General features: G+C 63.9%; 15 protein-coding genes. 11 read left to right on the top strand and 4 right to left on the bottom strand.

The window, feature by feature from the left end:
• The first annotated feature begins 2 nt into the window (after positions 1–2).
• The 4 genes from F6X61_RS13090 (at position 3) to F6X61_RS13075 (ending at position 5987) form a co-directional block, all read left to right on the top strand.
• Complete coding sequence (locus F6X61_RS13090) at positions 3–635, top strand: DsbA family protein (protein ID WP_153786968.1); 633 nt, start codon at positions 3–5, stop codon at positions 633–635.
• Complete coding sequence (locus tag F6X61_RS13085; RefSeq protein WP_153786967.1) at positions 628–2460, top strand: ABC transporter ATP-binding protein; 1833 nt, start codon at positions 628–630, stop codon at positions 2458–2460. Before F6X61_RS13090 ends, F6X61_RS13085 begins: the two co-directional genes overlap by 8 nt.
• A gap of 246 nt (positions 2461–2706) precedes the next feature.
• Positions 2707–5163 carry an EAL domain-containing protein gene (locus F6X61_RS13080; RefSeq protein ID WP_153786966.1) on the top strand — a complete coding sequence of 819 codons (2457 nt, stop codon included), beginning with the start codon at positions 2707–2709 and terminating at the stop codon, positions 5161–5163.
• 38 nt (positions 5164–5201) lie between these two features.
• A complete protein-coding gene (locus F6X61_RS13075) occupies positions 5202–5987 on the top strand; it encodes a TenA family transcriptional regulator (protein ID WP_153786965.1) in 786 nt (261 codons plus the stop codon).
• A 131-nt stretch (positions 5988–6118) separates the two neighbouring features.
• On the opposite strand, the gene F6X61_RS13070 is transcribed toward F6X61_RS13075, so the two are convergent.
• The 4 genes from F6X61_RS13070 to F6X61_RS13055 all read right to left on the bottom strand — a co-directional run bounded on the left by F6X61_RS13070 (position 6119) and on the right by F6X61_RS13055 (position 9768).
• Positions 6119–6859 carry a YciK family oxidoreductase gene (locus F6X61_RS13070; RefSeq protein ID WP_110992514.1) on the bottom strand — a complete coding sequence of 247 codons (741 nt, stop codon included), beginning with the start codon at positions 6857–6859 and terminating at the stop codon, positions 6119–6121.
• Between the two features lie 146 nt (positions 6860–7005).
• On the bottom strand, positions 7006–7677 hold the full coding sequence (gene mupP, locus F6X61_RS13065) for an N-acetylmuramic acid 6-phosphate phosphatase MupP (RefSeq protein WP_153786964.1): 672 nt from the start codon (positions 7675–7677) through the stop codon (positions 7006–7008).
• Between the two features lie 2 nt (positions 7678–7679).
• Positions 7680–8378, bottom strand: coding sequence for a bifunctional 2-polyprenyl-6-hydroxyphenol methylase/3-demethylubiquinol 3-O-methyltransferase UbiG (gene ubiG / locus F6X61_RS13060; protein ID WP_110992516.1), 699 nt, complete (start codon positions 8376–8378; stop codon positions 7680–7682).
• Positions 8379–8442: 64 nt separating this feature from the next.
• Positions 8443–9768 (bottom strand): TRZ/ATZ family hydrolase, encoded by a 1326-nt coding sequence (locus tag F6X61_RS13055; protein ID WP_153786963.1) that lies wholly within the window; start codon positions 9766–9768, stop codon positions 8443–8445.
• Between the two features lie 111 nt (positions 9769–9879).
• On the opposite strand from F6X61_RS13055, the gene mtnA reads away from it, so the two are divergent.
• From mtnA to rpsA, 7 genes are all read left to right on the top strand, one after another.
• Positions 9880–10956, top strand: coding sequence for an S-methyl-5-thioribose-1-phosphate isomerase (gene mtnA / locus F6X61_RS13050; RefSeq protein WP_153786962.1), 1077 nt, complete (start codon positions 9880–9882; stop codon positions 10954–10956).
• Between the two features lie 270 nt (positions 10957–11226).
• Positions 11227–13998, top strand: coding sequence for a DNA gyrase subunit A (gene gyrA / locus F6X61_RS13045; RefSeq protein ID WP_153786961.1), 2772 nt, complete (start codon positions 11227–11229; stop codon positions 13996–13998).
• A 216-nt stretch (positions 13999–14214) separates the two neighbouring features.
• Positions 14215–15300: a 3-phosphoserine/phosphohydroxythreonine transaminase gene (serC, locus tag F6X61_RS13040; RefSeq protein ID WP_153786960.1), complete on the top strand. Its 1086-nt coding sequence runs from the start codon at positions 14215–14217 to the stop codon at positions 15298–15300.
• The gene (gene pheA / locus F6X61_RS13035; protein ID WP_153786959.1) at positions 15300–16394 is read left to right on the top strand and encodes a prephenate dehydratase; all 1095 of its coding nucleotides are present in this window, start codon (positions 15300–15302) and stop codon (positions 16392–16394) included. Before serC ends, pheA begins: the two co-directional genes overlap by 1 nt.
• 135 nt (positions 16395–16529) lie before the next feature.
• Positions 16530–18770 (top strand): bifunctional prephenate dehydrogenase/3-phosphoshikimate 1-carboxyvinyltransferase, encoded by a 2241-nt coding sequence (locus F6X61_RS13030; protein ID WP_153786958.1) that lies wholly within the window; start codon positions 16530–16532, stop codon positions 18768–18770.
• Positions 18767–19453: a (d)CMP kinase gene (gene cmk, locus F6X61_RS13025; RefSeq protein WP_110992523.1), complete on the top strand. Its 687-nt coding sequence runs from the start codon at positions 18767–18769 to the stop codon at positions 19451–19453. Before F6X61_RS13030 ends, cmk begins: the two co-directional genes overlap by 4 nt.
• Positions 19454–19576: 123 nt before the next feature.
• Positions 19577–21253, top strand: coding sequence for a 30S ribosomal protein S1 (gene rpsA / locus F6X61_RS13020; RefSeq protein WP_110992524.1), 1677 nt, complete (start codon positions 19577–19579; stop codon positions 21251–21253).
• Positions 21254–21403 lie beyond the last annotated feature (150 nt).

Genomic DNA, 21403 nt, shown 5'->3' with positions numbered 1-21403 from the left:
GCATGTCCGCACGCCTGCTCTATGTGATGGACCCGATGTGCTCCTGGTGCTGGGGCTTCGCCCCGGTGGCCGAAGCGCTGATCGCCCAGGCGCGCGAGGCCGGTGTCAGCACCCGCCTGGTACCGGGCGGGTTGCGTAGCGGTGGCAGCGCCCTGGACGCCTCGACCCGCAAGTACATCCTCGAGCATTGGCAGGCGGTGCATGACGCCACCGGGCAACCTTTCCAGTTTGAAGGCGCGATGCCGGACGGTTTCGTCTACGACACCGAGCCCGCCTGCCGCGCCCTGGTTGCGGCGCGTGAACTGGACGAGCAGCGCGCCTGGAATCTGCTCAAGCTGATCCAGTCGTCGTTCTACGAGCAGGGCGTGGATGTCACCCGCGCCCCGCAATTGGTCGAGCTGGCCGAACAGGCCGGGTTCGATCGCGAGGCATTCTCCCTGCGCTTCGCCAGCCATGACACCCGCGCCGCCACCACGGCCGATTTCGCCTGGGTGCAGGACCTGGGCATCGCCGGCTTCCCCACGCTGCTGGCCGAGCGCAATGGCCAGCTGGCCCTGCTGACCAACGGCTATCAGCCGCTGCAGAGCCTGCAACCCTTGCTCGGCCGCTGGCTGCAGCAGGCCGTTTGTGCTTGATCTGCCCGGGTCGCCAGACCCTGTCCCTGGGAAGCCCCCCGCTGTGCCCGATCGCCTGAGCTGGGCGGAAATCCGCCGCCTGGCCCTGCACCACAAGAAAGCCCTGTGGAGCGCCAACCTGGTGGCCGTGTTCGCCGCCCTGTGCAGTGTGCCGATCCCCTTGCTGCTGCCGCTGCTGGTGGACGAAGTGCTGCTGGGGCATGGCGATGCCGCGCTCAAATGGATGAACCACCTGCTGCCCAGCGGCTGGCAGGTGGCCGCCGGTTATATCGGCCTGATGCTCTTTGCCACGCTGACCCTGCGTCTGGCCGCGCTGGCCTTCAACGTGGTCCAGGCCAAGCTGTTCGCCGGCCTTGCCAAGGATATCGTCTACCGCCTGCGCATCCGCCTGATCGAGCGGCTCAAGCGCATCTCGCTGCAGGAGTATGAAAGCCTGGGCAGCGGCACGGTGACGACGCACCTGGTCACCGACCTGGATACCCTCGACAAGTTCGTCGGCGAAACCCTCAGCCGCTTTCTGGTGGCGGTGCTGACACTCACCGGCACGGCGGCGATCCTGATCTGGATGCACTGGCAGCTGGCGCTGCTGATCCTGCTGTTCAACCCGCTGGTGATCTACTTCACCGTGCAGTTGGGCAAACGCGTCAAGCACCTGAAAAAGCTCGAGAACGACAGCACTGCACGCTTCACCCAGGCACTGACCGAAACCCTCGATGCCATCCAGGAGATCCGCGCCGGAAACCGCCAGGGCTATTTCCTCGGCCGCCTTGGCCTGCGGGCCCGCGAGGTGCGCGACTATGCCGTTGCGTCGCAGTGGAAAAGCGATGCCAGTGGCCGGGCCAGCGGGCTGTTGTTCCAGTTCGGCATCGATATCTTCCGCGCCGCCGCCATGCTCACCGTGCTGTTCTCCGACCTGTCCATAGGCCAGATGCTGGCGGTGTTCAGCTACCTGTGGTTCATGATCGGGCCGGTGGAGCAACTGCTCAACCTGCAATACGCCTACTACGCCGCAGGCGGTGCCCTGAGCCGGCTCAACGAGCTGCTGGCGCGCGCTGACGAGCCGCAGTACCCGGCGGCCAGCGACCCGTTCGCCGGGCGTGAGACGGTGGGGATCGAAGTGCGTGACCTGCGTTTCGCCTATGCCGAAGAACCGGTGCTGGACCAGTTGAACCTGTCCATCGCCCCGGGTGAGAAGGTGGCGATCGTCGGCGCCAGTGGGGGTGGCAAGAGCACCCTGGTGCAACTGTTGCTGGGGCTGTACAGCGCCCAGGCCGGGACCATCCGCTTTGGTGCTGCGAGCCTTCAGGAAATCGGCCTGGAGACCCTGCGCGAGCACGTCGCGGTGGTGCTGCAGCACCCGTCGCTGTTCAACGACAGCGTGCGTGCCAACTTGACCATGGGCCGCGACTGCAGCGACGACGCTTGCTGGCAAGCGCTGCGTATCGCCCAGCTGGATGCCACCATCGCGGCACTGCCCCAGGGCCTGGACAGCGTGGTCGGCCGCTCCGGGGTGCGCTTGTCCGGCGGCCAGCGCCAGCGCCTGGCGATTGCGCGCATGGTTTTGGCCGAGCCCAAGGTGGTGATTCTCGACGAGGCCACCTCGGCCTTGGATGCCGCCACCGAGTACAACCTGCACCAGGCTTTGGCGCGTTTCCTCAGCGGGCGCACCACGCTGATCATCGCCCACCGGCTGTCGGCGGTGAAGCAGGCCGACCGGGTGCTGGTGTTCGATGGTGGGCATGTGGCCGAGGATGGCGATCACCAGCAATTGATCGCCGAAGGTGGCTTGTACGCCAAGCTGTACGGGCATCTGCAGCAGACCTGAGCCCGTTCCGTGCGGGGCTTTTCATGCCTGTGAAGAATGGCCTGGCTGTGGGGGCTACGTGGGAGCGGGCTTGTCCCGCGATACAGGTGTCACGCTAATCGCGGGTCAAGCCCGCTCCCACGGTCCCTGCTTGACCAAGGCATGAAATCCCGCTTTCAAAAAGCACGCCGCAGGCATGGCAAATGGCCTACGCTGTGCTGTGTCTAGGTCGATTCGTGCCTTATCTGCCGCCGTGACAGGGACTACATGAAGGGAAATCGGACTCTCGAGGCGCCAAGGCTGCTGGGCATCATCTGGCCTTTCGTTGCCGTTGTGGTTTTCCAGGTGCTGCTGGGCAGCCTCAGCCTTTATGCGCTGTCCTCGGTGCGTGCCTACGTGGCGGGGGAAAGTCTCTGGTCCAAGGCACAGAAAGACGCCATCTACTACCTGAGCCTGTACGCCGACGACCGGCATCCGCTGACCTACCAACGCTATCGCCAGGCCATTCTGGTGCCCCAGGGCGATCACAACCTGCGCCTGGCGCTCGACCGGCCGGAGCCGGACATCGAGGCCGCGCGCAAGGGCATCCTGCAGGGCGGCAACCACCCGGACGATGTCGCCCGGATCATCTGGTTCTACCGCAACTTTCGCAACATCAGCTACATGCAGACCGCCATCGACTATTGGGATATCGGCGACGACTACTTGCGCCAGCTCGACGTGCTGGCCGGTGAGATGCGTGAGGGCTTTGTCGGCGGTACCGTCGACGCAGGCCAGGTGGCGCAATGGAAGGCCCGCATCGTCGCCATCAACGATGGCGTGACCCCGGCGGCCAAGGCCTTCAGCGATGCCCTGGGCGAGGGCTCGCGGGCGCTGCTCAAGGTGCTGATGCTGACCAACCTGGTCACCGCGCTGTTCCTCATCGCCATGGCCTGGCTGCGCTCAAGCAAGCTGCTGGCCCAGCGCCAGGCGTTCGCCAGTGCCTTGCAGGAAGAGCGGGAGCGGGCGCAGGTCACCCTCGAGTCGATCGGCGATGCGGTGATCACCACCGACGTCGATGGCTGTATCACCTTCATGAACCCTGCTGCCGAGCAGCTGACTCACTGGCAGGCAGCCCAGGCCGAGGGCCTGCCACTGGCGGCGTTGTTCAGCCTGCTCGACGAGAACGCCGAGAAGGACAGCCGGACCCTGGTCGAGCAGGTGCTCAGCGGCAGCCTCAAGGGCAGCGACGAACATGCCCGGTTGATCCAGCGTCTGGATGGCAGCACGGTCTCCATCAACCTGGTGGGTTCGCCGATCCTCACCGACGGCCAGGTCAGCGGCATCGTCGTGGTGCTCCACGACATGACCCAGGAGCGTCAATACATCGCCAACCTGTCATGGCAGGCGACCCATGACGCCCTCACCGGGCTGGCCAACCGCCGCGAATTCGAATATCGCCTGGAACAGGCGCTCAACACTCTGGCGCGCCAGGCCGGGCGGCACTCGTTGATGTTCCTCGACCTCGACCAGTTCAAGCTGGTCAACGACACCTGTGGCCATGCCGCCGGCGACGAGTTGCTGCGGCATATCTGCGCGGTGCTGCAGTCGGGCCTGCGCGAGGGCGACACCCTGGCGCGCCTGGGCGGCGACGAATTTGGCGTGCTGCTGGAGAACTGCCCGCCGGAGCAGGCCGAGCGAATTGCCGAGCAACTGCGCCAGGTGGTGCAGAGCCTGCATTTCGTGTGGAAGGGCCGGCCATTCGTCACCACCGTGAGTATTGGCCTGGTGCATATCGCCCAGGCGCCGAGCACCCTGGAGGCCTCGCTGCGGGCGGCCGACATGGCCTGCTACATGGCCAAGGAGAAAGGCCGCAACCGGGTCCAGGTGTATCACGCCGACGACAGCGAACTGTCCATGCGCTTCGGCGAGATGGCCTGGATCCAGCGCCTGCATGTGGCGCTGGAGGAGAACCGCTTCTGCCTGTACGCCCAGGAGATCGCTCCGCTGCAAGGGCAGGAAGGCCCCGGCCATATCGAGATCCTGTTGCGCCTGCACGATGAAAGTGGCCGCACTATCCTGCCCAACAGCTTCATTCCGGCGGCCGAGCGTTACGGGTTGATGACGGCCCTCGATCGTTGGGTGGTGCGCAGTGTGTTCCAGGTGATCCGCCAATGCCTGGACGAGGGACGCGAAGGGCCCTTGGCCCTATGCGCGATCAACCTCTCGGGGGCGAGCATCGGTGACGACAACTTCCTCGAATACCTGCAACGGCTGTTTGGCGAGTTCGATATCCCGCCACGGCTCATTTGTTTTGAAATAACCGAAACCAGTGCAATAGCCAATCTTGGGAGCGCTATTCGATTCATCAATGAATTGAAAGGGCTGGGTTGCAAGTTCTCCCTCGATGACTTCTGCGCCGGGATGTCGTCATTCGCCTATTTGAAACATTTACCGGTAGACTTCCTGAAGATCGACGGAAGTTTTGTCAAAGACATGCTCGATGATCCGATCAATCGGGCTATGGTTGAGGTCATCAATCATATCGGTCATGTGATGGGCAAGCGCACCATCGCCGAGTTCGTCGAGACGCCGTTGATCGAACAGGCTTTGCAGGAAATCGGCGTGGATTACGCCCAGGGTTATCTCATCGAGCGGCCGCAGGTCTTCACCTGCGACAGCCTGCAGCGCCAAAGGATTGCCGCGAGACCCCTGTTGCACCGGGCGCCGGGGACCTTTCGCTGAATACAGCCCGGAAATCACAGGGAATCAAGGAGCTGACAGTGATTGATGCATTCATAAGGATCGGACCCTTGATGGATCCGGCCAGTTATCCGGATTGGGCCCAGCAACTGATCGAGGATTGCCGCGAAAGCAAGCGCAGGGTGGTCGAGCACGAGTTCTACCAGCGCCTGCGCGATGGTCAGTTGCGCCCGGCGACCGTGCGCCAGTACCTGATCGGCGGTTGGCCGGTGGTCGAGCAGTTTTCGCTGTACATGGCCCACAACCTCACCAAGACCCGCTACGGGCGCCACGCCGGTGAAGACATGGCGCGGCGCTGGCTGATGCGCAATATCCGCGTCGAACTCAATCATGCCGACTACTGGGTGCACTGGTGCCAGGCACACGGTATTCACCTGCACGAATTGCAGGCGCAGGAAGTGCCGCCAGAGCTCAACGGCCTCAACGACTGGTGCTGGCGGGTCTGCGCCACCGAGTCACTGGCCATCGCCATGGCTGCCACCAACTACGCCATCGAAGGCGCCACGGGCGAGTGGTCGGCGGTGGTCTGCGCGAATGACACTTACGCCCAGGGGTTCCCCGACGAAACCCGCAAGCGCGCGATGAAGTGGCTGAAGATGCACGCCCAATACGACGATGCGCACCCGTGGGAAGCGCTGGAGATCATCTGCACGCTGGCGGGCGAGAACCCTACGTTGGGGCTGCGCACCGAACTGCGTCGGGCGATCTGCAAGAGCTATGACTGCATGTTCCTGTTCCTGGAGCGTTGCATGCAGCTGGAAGGGCGCCAGCAAGGGCGTCTGCGCCCGGCGCTGGCGGCGGGCTGAAACAATCGCGGGGCAAGTCGCATCGGCGCACCGCCGCTCCCACGCTTTGGACTGCCTCAAGAAGTTGGACACTAATCCAACCCTAGGGGGGTAGTCCGAAGCGTGGGAGCGGGCTTGCCCCGCGATGGGTTTTACTGCGCGTTCAGTGCCTGGCCATTCACTTCCTTGCTATCTGGCCCCATCAGGTACAGATACACCGGCATGATCTCTTCAGGCAGCGGATTGTTCTGCGGGTTCTCGCTCGGGTAGGCCTGTGCCCGCATCGCCGTGCGCGTGGCGCCCGGGTTGATGCTGTTGGCGCGTACCGGCGCCACGCCTTCCAGCTCGTCGGCCAGGGTCTGCATCAGCCCTTCGGTGGCGAACTTCGACACACCGTAGGCGCCCCAGTAGGCCCGGCCCTTGCGCCCGACGCTGCTGGAAGTGAACACCACCGAGGCATCGTCCGACAGCTTGAGCAGCGGCAGCAGGGTGCTGGTGAGCATGAAGGTGGCGTTGACGTTGATGTGCATCACACGCATGAAGTTGTCGCCCGACAACTGCTCCATCGGCGTGCGCGGGCCGATGATCGAGGCGTTGTTGAGCAGGCCGTCGAGGCGGCCGAACTGCTCCTCGATCATCACCGCCAGTTCGTCGTACTGGTGCGGCAGGGCGGTTTCCAGGTTGAACGGTATGACCGCTGGCTGCGGATGACCGGCGGCTTCGATCTGGTCGTAGACCTCGTTGAGGTTGGCTTCGGTCTTGCCCAGCAACAGGACCGTGGCGCCCAGGGCGGCATAGGCCTTGGCGGCGGCGGCGCCGATGCCGCGGCCGGCGCCGGTGACCAGGATGATCCGGCCTTTGAGCAGGTCGGGGCGGGCGGTGTAGTCGAACATGTGATTTGTCCTTCGGGTTCGGTGATGCGACACAGTCCCTGTGGGAGCGGGTTTACCCGCGAACCCCGGCATCGCCGGGGTCTTGCACCGCGGTGGATTCTTCGCGGGTAAACCCGCTCCCACAGACAGGCGCTGTCAAACGGAAATCAGCAGCCGCACAGCGCGCTGTCGATCACCTTGCGCAGCTCCAGCGGGTGGTCCACCACCACGTCGGCGCCCCAGTTGTTGGGGTTGTCCTGTGGATGAATATAGCCATAGCGCACGGCGGCGGTGCGGGTGCCGGCATCGCGGCCAGACTCGATATCGCGCAGGTCGTCGCCGACGAACAGCACGCTGGCCGGGTCCAGGTTCAGCGTCTTGCAGGCGAGGATCATCGGCTCCGGGTCGGGCTTGCTGCGCTTGACGTGCTCGGGGCAGATCAGCAGTGCCGAGCGCTCGGCCAGGCCCAGGCGCTGCATGATCGGTTCGGCGAAACGCACCGGCTTGTTGGTGACCACGCCCCACAGCAGGTTGCCGCGCTCGATATCGGCCAAAAGCTCGGCCATGCCGTCGAACAGCTTGCTGTGCACTGCGCAGTCGCGCTGGTAGCGCTCGAGGAATTCCAGGCGCAGGGCCTCGAAGCCGTCGGCGTCCGGGTCCATGGCGAAGGTCGCGGCAACCATGGCGCGGGCGCCGCCGGAGATCTCGTCGCGGATGCGCGCGTCATCGATGGCCGGCAGGCCGCGTTCGGCGAGCATCGCCTGGCAGATGGCGATGAAGTCCGGCGCCGTGTCCAGCAGGGTGCCATCCATGTCGAAGAGTACTGCTCGCAGGCGCATGCTCATTCCTCGCGCAGGGTCTGGATCATGTAGTTGACGTCGACGTCGTTGTTCAGCTTGTAGTGCTTGGTCAGCGGGTTGTAGGTGAGGCCGATGATGTCCTTCACTTCAAGGCCCGCAGCGCGGCTCCAGGCACCCAGTTCGGAGGGGCGGATGAACTTCTTGAAGTCGTGGGTGCCGCGCGGGAGCATCTTGAGGATGTACTCGGCGCCGACGATGGCCAGCAGGTAGGCCTTCGGGTTGCGGTTGATGGTCGAGAAGAACACCTGGCCGCCGGGCTTGACCATGCGGTAGCAGGCGCGGATCACCGAGGATGGGTCGGGCACGTGCTCGAGCATTTCAAGGCAGGTGACCACGTCGAACTGCTGGGGCATTTCCTCGGCCAGGGCCTCGGCGGTGATCTGCCGGTATTCGACTTCGACGCCGGACTCCAGCTGGTGCAGTTGGGCCACCGCCAGCGGTGCCTCGCCCATGTCGATGCCGGTGACGGTGGCGCCGCGCTGGGCCATCGCTTCACTGAGGATGCCGCCGCCACAGCCGACGTCGAGCACTTTCTTGCCAGCCAGGCTGACCCGCTCGTCGATCCAGTTGACGCGCAACGGGTTGATGTCGTGCAGCGGCTTGAACTCGCTTTCGCGGTCCCACCAGCGGTGGGCCAGGGCTTCGAATTTGGCGATTTCGGCGTGGTCGACGTTGCTCATCTGAACAGTCCTCTGAAGCTTCGATAAAGAGTGTCACGGGGCGGCAGCCGTGGCTGCCGGCCAGTCATTCGTTGTGCCCGCCGATGCGGGCTCCCCAGGCGCGGGCGGTGGCGGCCAGGGCCTGCTCGTCCATCCGCGTCAGGCGGCGGTCCTGCACCAGGGGGTGGCCGGCGACCCAGACGTCCTTGACGCAGTCGCGGCCGGTGGCATAGATCAGTTGCGAAACCGGGTCGTGCACCGGTTGCTGGGCCAGGCCGGACAGGTCGAACACGGTCAGGTCGGCGGCCTTGCCCGGTTCCAATGAGCCGGTCACGTCCTCAAGGCCCAGCGCCCGTGCGCCATTGAGCGTGGCCATGCGCAGTGCGCGGTGGGCATCCAGGGCGGTGGCGCTGCCGGCGACGGCCTTGGCCAGCAGGGCGGCGGTGCGGGTTTCGCCGAGCAGGTCGAGGTCGTTGTTGCTGGCCGCGCCATCGGTACCGACGGCCACGTTCACACCGGCCTGCCACAGGCGCTCCACCGGGCAGAAGCCGCTGGCCAGCTTGAGGTTGGACTCCGGGCAGTGGACCACGCTGGTGTTGCTTTCTACCAGCAGCGCCAAGTCCTCGTCGCTGACCTGGGTCATGTGTACCGCCTGCAGGTTGGGGCCGAGCAGGCCCAGGCGGGCAAGGCGCGCCAGCGGGCGTTCGCCAGTGTCGTTGAGCGCCTGCTCGACTTCGCTGGCGGTCTCGTGGATGTGCATGTGCAGCGGCGCGTCGAGCTGGTCGGCGATGATGCGGATCTTTTCCAGGTTCTGGTCACTGACCGTGTAGGGCGCGTGCGGGCCGAGGGCGATGCTGATGCGCGGGTGGTGACGCAGGTCGCCGAACAGCTCGATGGCCAGTTGCAGGCCTTCCTCCGGGCTGCGTGCGCCGGGGATCGGGAAGTCCAGCAGGGGCACGGCGATCTGTGCGCGGATGCCGCTGCGGTGCACGCGGTCGCAGGCTTCGCGGGGGAAGAAATACATGTCGGCGAAACAGGTGATGCCGCCCTTGAGCTGCTCGGCGATGGCCAGGTCGGTGCCGTCGCGCACGAAGGCTTCGTCGACCCAACGCCCCTCCGCAGGCCAGATATGCTCTTGTAGCCAGGTCATAAGCGGCAGGTCATCGGCCAGCCCGCGGAACAGGCTCATGGCGGCATGGCCATGGGCGTTGACCAGCCCGGGGCTGAGCAGGCAGTCGGGCAGTTCGCGTACCGCGTTCGCCTGGGGTGCCCGCTCACGCGGGCCGAGCCAGGCGATCAGGCCGTCGCGAATGCCCAGCGCGTGCCCCGTCAGTACCACCCCCGCCGGCTCCACGGGCACCAGCCATTGCGGTACGAGCAGCAGGTCGAGAGGGGGAGTGGCGGTGGGCATGCGCGGCATATACCTGGGTCGGTTCGGCGAAACGCGCAGTATACCCGAGCGTCCGGGGCTGAGGGTCGCTATAATCGCCGGCTTTTGATGCCAGGGCGACGGGGAGAGGCGATGCGCGAGCAACTTTTGGCGGCGGAGACGGTGACGGGCATCGAGTGGCGCGACGGCGCGTTGCACCTGCTCGACCAGCGCCTGCTGCCGCTCGAGCAGCATTGGCTGGCCTGTACCGACGTTGCGGCGGTGGTCGAGGCGATCGGCGACATGGCCGTGCGCGGCGCTTCGGCAATCGGCATCTGCGCCGCCTACGGGCTGGTGCTGGCCTTGCGTCAGCGGCTGGCCGAAGGCGACGGCTGGGAAGAGGCCCTGGAAGAAGATTTCATGATGCTGGGCGAGGCGCGCCCCACGCCGGCCAACCTGTTCTGGGCGCTCAACCGCATGCGTGAACGCCTGCAGCGCCTTCGCCCTGAAGAGGACGTGCTGGCGGCGTTGGAGGCCGAGGCGGTCGCCATCCATGAAAGCGATCGGGAGGCCAACCTGACCATGGCCCAGTTCGGCGTCGAGCAGATCCGCAAGCACCAGGGCAGCGAGCAGGTGCTGCTGACCCATGGCAATGCCGGGGCGCTGGCCAGCGGTGGTTTCGGTACTGCGCTGGGGGTGATCCGGGCGGCGGCGCTGGAAGGCATGGTCGAGCGGGTCTACGCCTGTGAGTCGCGCCCGTGGTTGCAGGGCTCGCGCCTGACGGCCTGGGAGCTGGCCGCCGATGGCGTGCCGGTGACCGTGGTCGCCGATTCTGCCGCCGGGCACTTGATGAAGGTCAAGGGCATTACCTGGGTGGTGGTCGGCGCCGACTGTATCGCCGCCAATGGCGACGTGGCGGCGAAGATCGGCACCTATCAGATGGCGGTAACGGCGATGCACCATGGCTTGCGCTTCATGGTGGTGGCGCCGAGCACCAGCATCGACCTGAACCTGGCCACGGGCGAAGACATCCCGCTGGAAGTGCGCGGTGAAGAAGAACTGCTGGAGGTGGAAGGCATCCAGGTGACGGCCGATGTGGAGGCCTACAACCCGGTGGTGGATGTCACGCCGGCCGACCTGATCGATGTGATCGTTACCGAAAGAGGCGTCGTCGAGCGCCCGGATACCGCGAAAATCGCCCAGCTGATGTGTCGCAAACGCCTGCATTGAGGGGTTTTCAGTGGCTTGGCCCTGTCCAAATGGATGGGGCTGTTGCAGGGCGCGGCGGCATCCTGCCATATCTCCCATGCGCCCAGCCTTTGTGGTAACATCCGGCAGTTTCCAAGGCCGCTCGTTGAGGCGGCCTTCATTGCGCAGATCCATGGCACAACTCATTGATTTGTCGTATGTCGTCGCACCCCTATGCGCTGCGGCGGCGAGCTTCGTTCGTCCTTCGAGGGATCAGGCGAAGTTTCACCAGAAAAAGGAATCAGGCTTCTCATGGGCGAACTGGCCAAAGAAATCCTCCCGGTCAATATCGAAGACGAACTGAGACAGTCTTACCTCGACTACGCGATGAGCGTGATTGTCGGGCGAGCGCTGCCCGATGCGCGTGACGGCTTGAAGCCCGTGCATCGTCGCGTTCTGTATGCGATGAGCGAACTGGGCAACGACTGGAACAAGCCGTACAAGAAATCCGCCCGTGTGGTCGGTGACGTGATCGGTAAGTACCACCCCCACGGCGACACTGCCGTGTACGACACCATCGTGCGTATGGCGCAGCCGTTCTCGCTGCGCTACCTGCTGGTCGATGGCCAGGGCAACTTCGGTTCGGTGGACGGCGACAACGCCGCGGCCATGCGATACACCGAAGTGCGCATGTCCAAGCTGGCCCACGAACTGCTGGCCGACCTGCATAAAGAAACCGTCGACTGGGTGCCCAACTACGACGGCACCGAGCAGATCCCGGCGGTCATGCCAACTCGTATCCCCAACCTGCTGGTCAACGGCTCCAGCGGTATCGCCGTGGGCATGGCCACCAACATTCCGCCGCATAACCTGGGCGAAGTGATCGATGGCTGCCTGGCACTGATCGACAACTCCGATATCACGGTCGATGAGCTGATGCAGTTCATCCCGGGTCCGGACTTCCCGACGGCCGGCCAGATCAACGGTCGCCAGGGCATCATCGAGGCCTATCGCACCGGCCGTGGCCGCATTTATATGCGCGCCCGCTCCGAGATCGAAGACATCGACAAGGTCGGTGGCCGTCAGCAGATCGTCATCACCGAGCTGCCTTACCAGCTGAACAAGGCGCGTCTGATCGAAAAGATCGCCGAGCTGGTTAAAGAGAAGAAGATCGAAGGCATCACCGAGCTGCGCGACGAGTCCGACAAGGACGGCATGCGCATCGTCATCGAGCTGCGTCGCGGCGAGGTGCCGGAAGTGGTGCTCAACAACCTCTACCAGCAGACCCAGCTGCAGAGCGTGTTCGGCATCAACATCGTTGCCCTGATCGACGGTCGTCCGCGCCTGCTCAACCTCAAGGACCTGCTCGAAGCCTTCGTCCGTCACCGCCGCGAAGTGGTGACCCGTCGTACCGTGTTCGAGCTGCGCAAGGCCCGCGAGCGTGGCCATATCCTTGAAGGCCAGGCCGTTGCACTGTCCAACATCGACCCGGTCATCGCCCTGATCAAGGCTTCGCCGACGCCTTCCGAGGCCAAGGAAGCATTGGTTGCCATGGCCTGGGAATCCAGCGCCGTGCAGGTGATGGTCGAGCGTGCCGGCGCCGAGTCGTGCCGTCCGGAAGACCTGCCGGAGCAATACGGCCTGCGCGAAGGCAAGTACTACCTGTCGCCGGAGCAGGCCCAGGCCATTCTCGACCTGCGCCTGCACCGCCTGACCGGCCTGGAGCACGAGAAACTGCTGGCCGAGTACCAGGAGATTCTCGAGCAGATCGGCGAGCTGATCCGCATCCTCAGCAGTGCCGAGCGCCTGATGGAAGTGATCCGCGAAGAGCTCGAAGCGATTCGCGCCGAGTACGGCGATGCCCGTCGCACCGAGATCCTCAATGCCAGCCACGACCTCAACTACGGCGACATGATCCCGGAAGAAGAGCGCGTGGTGACCATCTCCCACGGTGGTTATGCCAAGACCCAGCCGCTGTCCGCCTACCAGGCTCAGCGCCGTGGCGGCAAGGGCAAGTCGGCTACCGGCGTCAAGGACGAGGACTACGTCGAACACCTGCTGGTCGCCAACAGCCACGCCACCCTGTTGCTGTTCTCCAGCAAGGGCAAGGTGTACTGGAAGAAAACCTACGAAATCCCCGAGGCTTCCCGCGCCGCCCGTGGCCGTCCGCTGGTCAACCTGCTGCCGCTGGAAGAAGGTGAGCGCATCACCGCCATGCTGCAGATCGACCTGGAGGCGCTGCAGCAGCACGCAGACCCTGAGGAAGAGCTGGAGGACAGCGACGACAGCGTGATCGAAGGCGAGCTGGTGGAAGTCGAGGAGATCGACGAAGAAGACGGCGACACGCCGGAGTGGGTTGCCGAAGCGACTGGCGCCTACATCTTCATGGCCACCGCCTCCGGTACCGTCAAGAAGACCCCGCTGGTGCAGTTCGCCCGTCCGCGCTCCAATGGCCTGATCGCCCTGAAGCTCAAAGAGGGTGACACCCTGATCGCGGCGGCCATCACCGACGGCGCCAAGGAAGTCATGATGTTCTCCGACGCCGGCAAGGTGATCCGTTTCGCCGAGAGCGTCGTGCGTGAAATGGGCCGTACCGCCCGTGGCGTGCGTGGCATGAAGCTGGGCAAAGGGCAGCAGATCATCTCGATGCTGATTCCGGAGTCCGGCGCGCAGATTCTCACCGCCTCCGAGCGTGGCTTCGGCAAGCGTACCCCGCTGTCCAAGTTCCCGCGTCGCGGCCGTGGTGGCCAGGGCGTGATCGCCATGGGTACCAAGGGGCGCAACGGCCTGCTGGTCGGCGCTATCCAGGTGCAGGAAGGCGAAGAGATCATGCTGATCTCCGACCAGGGCACGCTGGTGCGCACGCGGGTTGGCGAGGTGTCCAGCCTGAGTCGTAACACTCAAGGCGTGACGCTGATCAAGCTGGCTGCCGACGAGACGCTGGTGGGCCTGGAGCGTATCCAGGAGCCGTCCGAGGACGAACTCGATGATGTCATCGAGACGGGCGAGGAGGGCGCAACGCTCGACGCGGTGGATGCCGCTGACGAGGACAGCGCCGGCGCTGAAGAGGCGCCGCAAGAGTAAGCAAGTGCAACAACCCGAACGGGGCGACCAAGGTCGCCCCGTTTGACTGATTAGAGCAGGCATCGTCCTGAAGGGCGGTGCAATACCCTATGGGAGCGGGTTTACCCGCGAATGAAGACACCGCGGTGCAAGATTCGCGGGTAAACCCGCTCCCACGGGGGTTCCGGCAGTATCGAAGATTGCAGATTTGTACTATTTGGCAGAGCGAGAGTGGATGTGAGCAAACGAGCCTTTAACTTCTGCGCAGGCCCTGCCGCGCTTCCTGATGCCGTCCTGCAGCGTGCCCAGGCAGAAATGCTGGACTGGCGCGGCAAGGGTCTGTCGGTGATGGAAATGAGCCATCGCAGCGACGACTACGTGGCCATCGCCGAGAAGGCCGAGCAGGACCTGCGTGACCTGCTGTCCGTCCCCTCCAACTACAAGGTGCTGTTCCTGCAGGGGGGCGCCAGCCAGCAGTTCGCCGAGATCCCGCTGAACCTGCTGCCGGAAAACGGCACTGCGGACTATGTCGAGACCGGTATCTGGTCGAAAAAGGCCATCGAGGAAGCGCGTCGTTTCGGTCACGTCAATGTCGCTGCCAGTGCCAAGCCCTACGACTACCTGGCCATCCCGGGCCAGAACGAGTGGCAGCTGAGCAAGAACGCCGCCTACCTGCACTACGCCTCCAACGAGACAATCGGCGGCCTGCAGTTCGACTGGGTACCCGAGGCCGGTGACGTGCCGCTGGTGGTCGACATGTCCTCCGACATCCTTTCGCGCCCGATCGACGTGTCGCAGTTCGGCCTGATCTACGCCGGCGCGCAGAAGAATATCGGCCCGAGCGGCCTGGTGGTGGTGATCGTGCGTGAAGACCTGTTGGGGCGTGCCCGCAGCAGCTGCCCGACCATGCTCGACTACAAGGTCTCGGCCGACAACGGCTCGATGTACAACACCCCGGCCACCTATTCCTGGTACCTCTCGGGCCTTGTGTTCGAGTGGCTCAAGGAGCAGGGTGGTGTCGAAGCCATGGAACAGCGCAACCGGGCGAAGAAGGACCGTCTCTACGGCTTCATCGATTCCAGCGAGTTCTACACCAACCCGATCAGCGTCAATGCCCGTTCCTGGATGAACGTGCCGTTCCGCCTGGCCGACGAGCGTCTGGACAAGGCCTTCCTGGCCGGCGCCGACGCCCGTGGCCTGCTGAACCTCAAAGGCCATCGGTCGGTTGGCGGCATGCGCGCCTCGATCTATAACGCCCTGGGCCTGGAAGCGGTCGAGGCGCTGGTGGGTTACATGGCTGAATTCGAGAAGGAGCACGGCTGATGTCCGAACAGGAACTCAAGGCCCTGCGCGTACGCATCGACAGCCTCGACGAGAAGATCCTCGAGCTGATCAGTGACCGCGCGCGCTGCGCCGAAGAAGTGGCGCGGGTCAAGACCGCCTCGCTGGCCGAAGGCGAGAAGCCGGTGTTCTATCGCCCTGAGCGCGAAGCCGCCGTGCTCAAGCGCGTGATGGAGCGCAACAAGGGCCCGCTGGGCAACGAAGAGATGGCGCGGTTGTTCCGCGAGATCATGTCGTCGTGCCTGGCGCTTGAAGAGCCGTTGAAGATTGCCTACCTCGGCCCCGAGGGGACCTTCACCCAGGCTGCGGCCATGAAGCACTTCGGCCATGCCGTGGTCAGCCGCCCGATGGCGGCCATCGACGAAGTGTTCCGCGAAGTGGCGGCCGGTGCCGTCAACTTCGGCGTGGTGCCCGTGGAGAACTCCACCGAGGGTGCGGTCAGCCATACCCTGGACAGCTTCCTCGAGCACGACATGGTGATCTGCGGTGAGGTCGAGCTGCGCATCCACCATCACCTGCTGGTGGGCGAGAACACCAAGACCGACAGCATCACCCGCATCTACTCCCACGCCCAGTCGCTGGCCCAGTGCCGCAAGTGGCTGGATGCGCATTACCCGAATGTCGAGCGCGTGGCGGTTTCGAGCAACGCTGAGGCGGCCAAGCGGGTCAAGGGTGAGTGGAACTCGGCGGCGATCGCCGGCGACATGGCGGCGAACCTGTATGGCCTGACCCGTCTGGCCGAGAAGATCGAGGATCGCCCGGACAACTCCACGCGCTTCCTGATGATCGGTAACCAGGAAGTGCCGCCGACCGGCGACGACAAGACGTCGATCATCGTTTCCATGAGCAACAAGCCGGGCGCGCTGCACGAGCTGCTGGTGCCCTTCCATGAGAACGGCATCGACCTGACGCGCATCGAGACCCGTCCGTCGCGCAGTGGCAAGTGGACCTACGTGTTCTTCATCGACTTCGTCGGCCATCACCGCGATCCGCTGATCAAGGCGGTGCTCGAGAAGATCAGCCAGGAGGCTGTGGCGCTGAAGGTGTTGGGCTCTTATCCGAAAGCGGTGCTCTGAGGGTTGCTTGAGCGCCCATCGCGGGGCAAGTCGGCCGCTCCCACGTTTGAAGCGTGGGGGCGGCGGTGCGCCGATGCGACTTGCCCCGCGATGGGCCTCACAGACTGTCTTGATTTCTGAACAGGGTTCGCACTCGTGGTAGATGCCGTAACAAATAAATCCACCCCGCTTATCGGTCGCCTGGTCGTCGTCGGCCTCGGCCTGATCGGTGGCTCTTTCGCCAAAGGCCTGCGTGAAAGCGGCCTGTGCCGCGAAGTGGTCGGTGTCGATCTGGATGCCGAATCGCGCAAGCAGGCGGTAGTGCTGGGTGTGGTCGATCGCTGTGAAGCCGACCTGGCTGCGGCCTGTGTCGGTGCCGACGTGATTCAGCTGGCCGTACCGATCCTGGCCATGGAGAAGGTTCTGGCGCGCTTGGCGCAGCTCGACCTTGGCGATGCGGTCATCACCGATGTCGGCAGCGCCAAGGGCAATGTGGTGCGCGCCGCCCGTGAGGCTTTCGCCGCTGGGCTGTCGCGCTTTGTCCCGGGCCACCCGATTGCCGGTTCCGAGCAGAGCGGGGTGGAGGCTTCCAATGCCGCGCTGTTCCGCCGGCACAAGGTCATCCTCACGCCATTGGCTGAAACCGACCCCGCGGCCTTGGTCCTGGTCGATCGGCTGTGGCGCGCGCTGGACGCCGATGTCGAGCACATGCCGGTGGAGCGTCACGACGAAGTGCTGGCTGCCACCAGTCACCTGCCGCACCTGCTGGCATTCGGCCTGGTCGACTCGCTGGCCAAGCGCAATGAAAACCTGGACATCTTCCGGTACGCTGCGGGGGGCTTCCGCGATTTCACGAGAATCGCCGGCAGCGACCCGATCATGTGGCATGACATCTTCCTCGCCAACCGGGAAGCGGTCCTGCGTACCCTCGATACATTTCGCAGCGACCTCGACGCCTTGCGCGACGCGGTCGATGCTGGAGACGGGCACCAACTGCTGGGTGTATTCACCCGCGCCCGGGTTGCCCGCGAGCATTTCAGTAAAATCCTTGCCCGCCGGGCCTATGTGGACGCTATGAACGCCAACGACCTGATTTTCCTGGCCCAACCTGGTGGCCGCGTATCCGGACGGATTCGCGTACCGGGCGACAAATCGATTTCCCACCGTTCGATCATGCTCGGCTCCCTGGCCGAAGGCACCACCGAAGTCGAAGGCTTCCTCGAAGGTGAAGACGCGCTTGCCACCCTGCAGGCGTTCCGTGACATGGGTGTGGTCATCGAGGGCCCGCAACATGGCCGCGTGACCATTCACGGAGTCGGGCTGCACGGCCTGAAGCCGCCACCTGGCCCGCTCTATGTCGGTAACTCTGGTACCTCGATGCGCCTGCTCTCGGGCCTGCTGGCCGGCCAGCCGTTCGACGTGACCATGACCGGCGATGCCTCGCTGTCCAAGCGCCCGATGAACCGCGTGGCCAACCCGCTGCGCGAAATGGGCGCCGTGGTCGAAACCGGCCCGGAAGGGCGTCCGCCGCTGACCATCCGTGGCGGCGCCAAGCTCAAGGCCCTGACCTACACGCTGCCGATGGCGAGTGCCCAGGTTAAGTCCTGCCTGCTGCTGGCGGGCCTGTACGCCGAAGGCACCACCACCGTCACCGAGCCGGCCCCGACTCGTGACCACACCGAGCGCATGCTGCGTGGCTTCGGCTACTCGGTTGCGTCGAACGGCCCGGTCGCCTCGCTGCAGTCGGGTGGCAAGCTCACCGCGACCCGCATCGAGGTGCCGGCGGACATCTCTTCCGCAGCGTTCTTCCTGGTGGCCGCTTCGATCGCCGAAGGTTCCGAGCTGGTTCTGGAGCATGTCGGCATCAACCCCACCCGTACCGGCGTGATCGACATCCTGCGCCTGATGGGCGGCGACATCACCCTGGAAAACCAGCGTGAAGTCGGCGGCGAACCGGTGGCCGACCTGCGTGTGCGTGGCGCCAAGCTCAAGGGCATCGACATCCCTGAAGAGTTGGTGCCGCTGGCCATCGACGAGTTCCCGGTGCTGTTCGTTGCTGCTGCCTGCGCCGAAGGGCGTACCGTGCTGCGCGGTGCCGAAGAGCTGCGGGTCAAGGAATCGGATCGCATCCAGGTGATGGCCGACGGCCTGATCACGCTGGGCGTGAAGTGCGAGCCTACCCCTGATGGCATTATCATCGACGGCGGCCAGATCGGCGGCGGTGAAGTGCACGGTCACGGTGACCACCGCATCGCCATGGCTTTCAGCGTCGCATCGCTGCGCGCCACTGCACCGATCGTCATTCATGACTGCGCCAACGTCGCCACGTCGTTCCCCAACTTCCTGGCACTGTGCAAGGAAGTCGGTATTCGCGTCGCAGAAGAGGGCAAGTCGTGAATTCGCAAGCGCCGGTCATCACCATCGACGGGCCGAGCGGCTCGGGCAAGGGTACGGTCGCAGGGCTGCTGGCCCGTGAGCTGGGCTGGCGTCTGCTCGACTCCGGCGCCTTGTATCGCCTGCTGGCATTCAATGCCAGCAACCATGGTGTCGACCTGACCAATGAAGAGCTGCTCAAGGCGCTGGCGGCCCATCTGGACGTACAGTTCATCGCCGCCGAGCCTGGCAAGCTGCAGCAGATCATTCTCGAAGGTGAGGATGTCAGCAACGTCATCCGTACCGAAACGGTTGGTGCTGGCGCCTCGATGGTCGCCTCGCTGCCGGCGGTGCGTGAGGCGCTGCTGCAGCGCCAGCGGGCTTTCCGCGAAGCGCCCGGGCTGATCGCCGATGGCCGTGACATGGGCACGGTGGTGTTCCCGGACGCGCCGTTGAAGGTGTTCCTCACCGCCAGTGCCGAGGAGCGTGCCCGTCGCCGTTACCTGCAGTTGAAGGGCAAGGGCGAAGATGTTAGTCTGTCGAGTCTGCTAGATGAGATCCGTGCGCGCGATGAGCGCGACACCCAGCGCGCAGTGGCCCCGCTCAAGCCGGCGGCCGATGCGATCCAGCTGGATTCCACGGAGTTGTCCATCGAGCAGGTGCTGCAACGCATCAGAAGCGAGCTCGCCCTGCGCGACTTGGTCTGATGGAGAGGAGAGCGGGCAGGGGCACCAGTCAACGTCCTGTCAGCACTTCTTAACTTAACGAAACCCACATTGTCTGGAATGTGGCTATGGGCGTCTTTTTCGCCCGAATCTACAGGAATTAAAATGAGCGAAAGCTTTGCAGAACTCTTTGAAGAAAGCCTGAAAACCCTCAATCTTCAGCCGGGTGCCATCATCACCGGTATCGTTGTCGACATCGACGGCGACTGGGTTACCGTACACGCTGGCCTGAAGTCCGAGGGTGTCATCCCGCTCGAGCAGTTCTACAACGAAGCTGGCGAACTGACCATCAAGGTCGGTGACGAAGTTCACGTTGCGCTGGACGCGGTCGAAGACGGCTTCGGCGAAACCAAGCTGTCCCGTGAAAAAGCCAAGCGCGCTGAGTGCTGGATTGTTCTGGAAGCTGCTTTCGCTGCTGAAGAAGTGGTCAAGGGCGTTATCAACGGTAAGGTTAAAGGCGGCTTCACTGTCGACGTTAACGGCATCCGTGCGTTCCTGCCGGGCTCCCTGGTTGATGTCCGCCCAGTGCGCGACACCACCCACCTCGAAGGCAAAGAGCTGGAATTCAAGGTCATCAAGCTGGACCAGAAGCGCAACAACGTTGTCGTTTCCCGTCGCAGCGTCCTGGAAGCCGAAAACAGCGCCGAGCGCGAAGCTCTGCTGGAATCGCTGCAGGAAGGCCAGCAGGTCAAAGGTATCGTCAAGAACCTCACCGACTACGGTGCGTTCGTTGACCTGGGCGGCGTCGATGGTCTGCTGCACATCACCGACATGGCCTGGAAGCGTATCAAGCACCCGTCCGAGATCGTCAACGTTGGCGACGAGATCGACGTCAAGGTCCTGAAGTACGATCGCGAGCGCAACCGCGTTTCGCTGGGTCTGAAGCAACTGGGTGAAGACCCATGGGTTGCTATCAAAGCCCGTTACCCAGAGAGCACCCGCGTCACCGCTCGCGTTACCAACCTGACCGACTACGGCTGCTTCGCTGAGCTGGAAGAAGGCGTTGAAGGCCTGGTACACGTTTCCGAAATGGACTGGACCAACAAGAACATCCACCCGTCGAAAGTCGTTCAGGTTGGCGACGAAGTGGAAGTCATGGTTCTGGACATCGACGAAGAGCGTCGTCGTATCTCCCTGGGCATCAAGCAGTGCAAGTCCAACCCATGGGAAGACTTCTCCGGCCAGTTCAACAAGGGTGACAAGATCACCGGTACCATCAAGTCGATCACCGACTTCGGTATCTTCATCGGTCTGGACGGCGGCATCGACGGTCTGGTTCACCTGTCCGACATCTCCTGGAACGAAGCTGGCGAAGAAGCCGTGCGTCGCTTCAAGAAGGGCGACGAGCTGGAAACCGTCATCCTGTCGGTCGACCCAGAGCGCGAGCGCATCTCCCTGGGCATCAAGCAGCTGGAAGACGATCCGTTCTCCAACTTCGTTTCGATCAACGACAAGGGCGCTATCGTCAAAGGTATCGTCAAGGAAGTTGACGCCAAGGGCGCTATCGTGACCCTGGCCGACGACATCGAAGCTACTCTGAAGGCTTCCGAAATCAGCCGTGACCGCGTTGAAGACGCCCGTAACGTGCTGAAGGAAGGCGAAGAGATCGAAGCCAAGATCATCAGCGTCGACCGCAAGTCCCGCGTCATCAGCCTGTCCATCAAGTCGAAGGACGATGCTGAAGAGCGCGAAGCCATCCAGAGCCTGAAAAACGCTCCGGAAGCGGCTGCCGATACCACCATGGCTGCGCTGCTGCGCGAAGCAATGGCCAAGCAGAACTGAGTTCTGTTTGATCGGTAAGAAAAAGGGCGACTTCGGTCGCCCTTTTTCATGTCTGCAGTTCAGCTGCTTGCGCCCTGGGTTGCCGGTAATCGCCACTCAGGCGGGCTGTAGCCTTATCTTGAATTTTTTCTTTTAGTCAAGAACTACCCT

The organism is Pseudomonas sp. EMN2, from assembly GCF_009650555.1.
Lineage (GTDB): Bacteria > Pseudomonadota > Gammaproteobacteria > Pseudomonadales > Pseudomonadaceae > Aquipseudomonas > Aquipseudomonas sichuanensis.
Note: the sequence above shows the minus strand (reverse complement) of the source record. Positions and strands in the feature narration are given on the sequence as shown.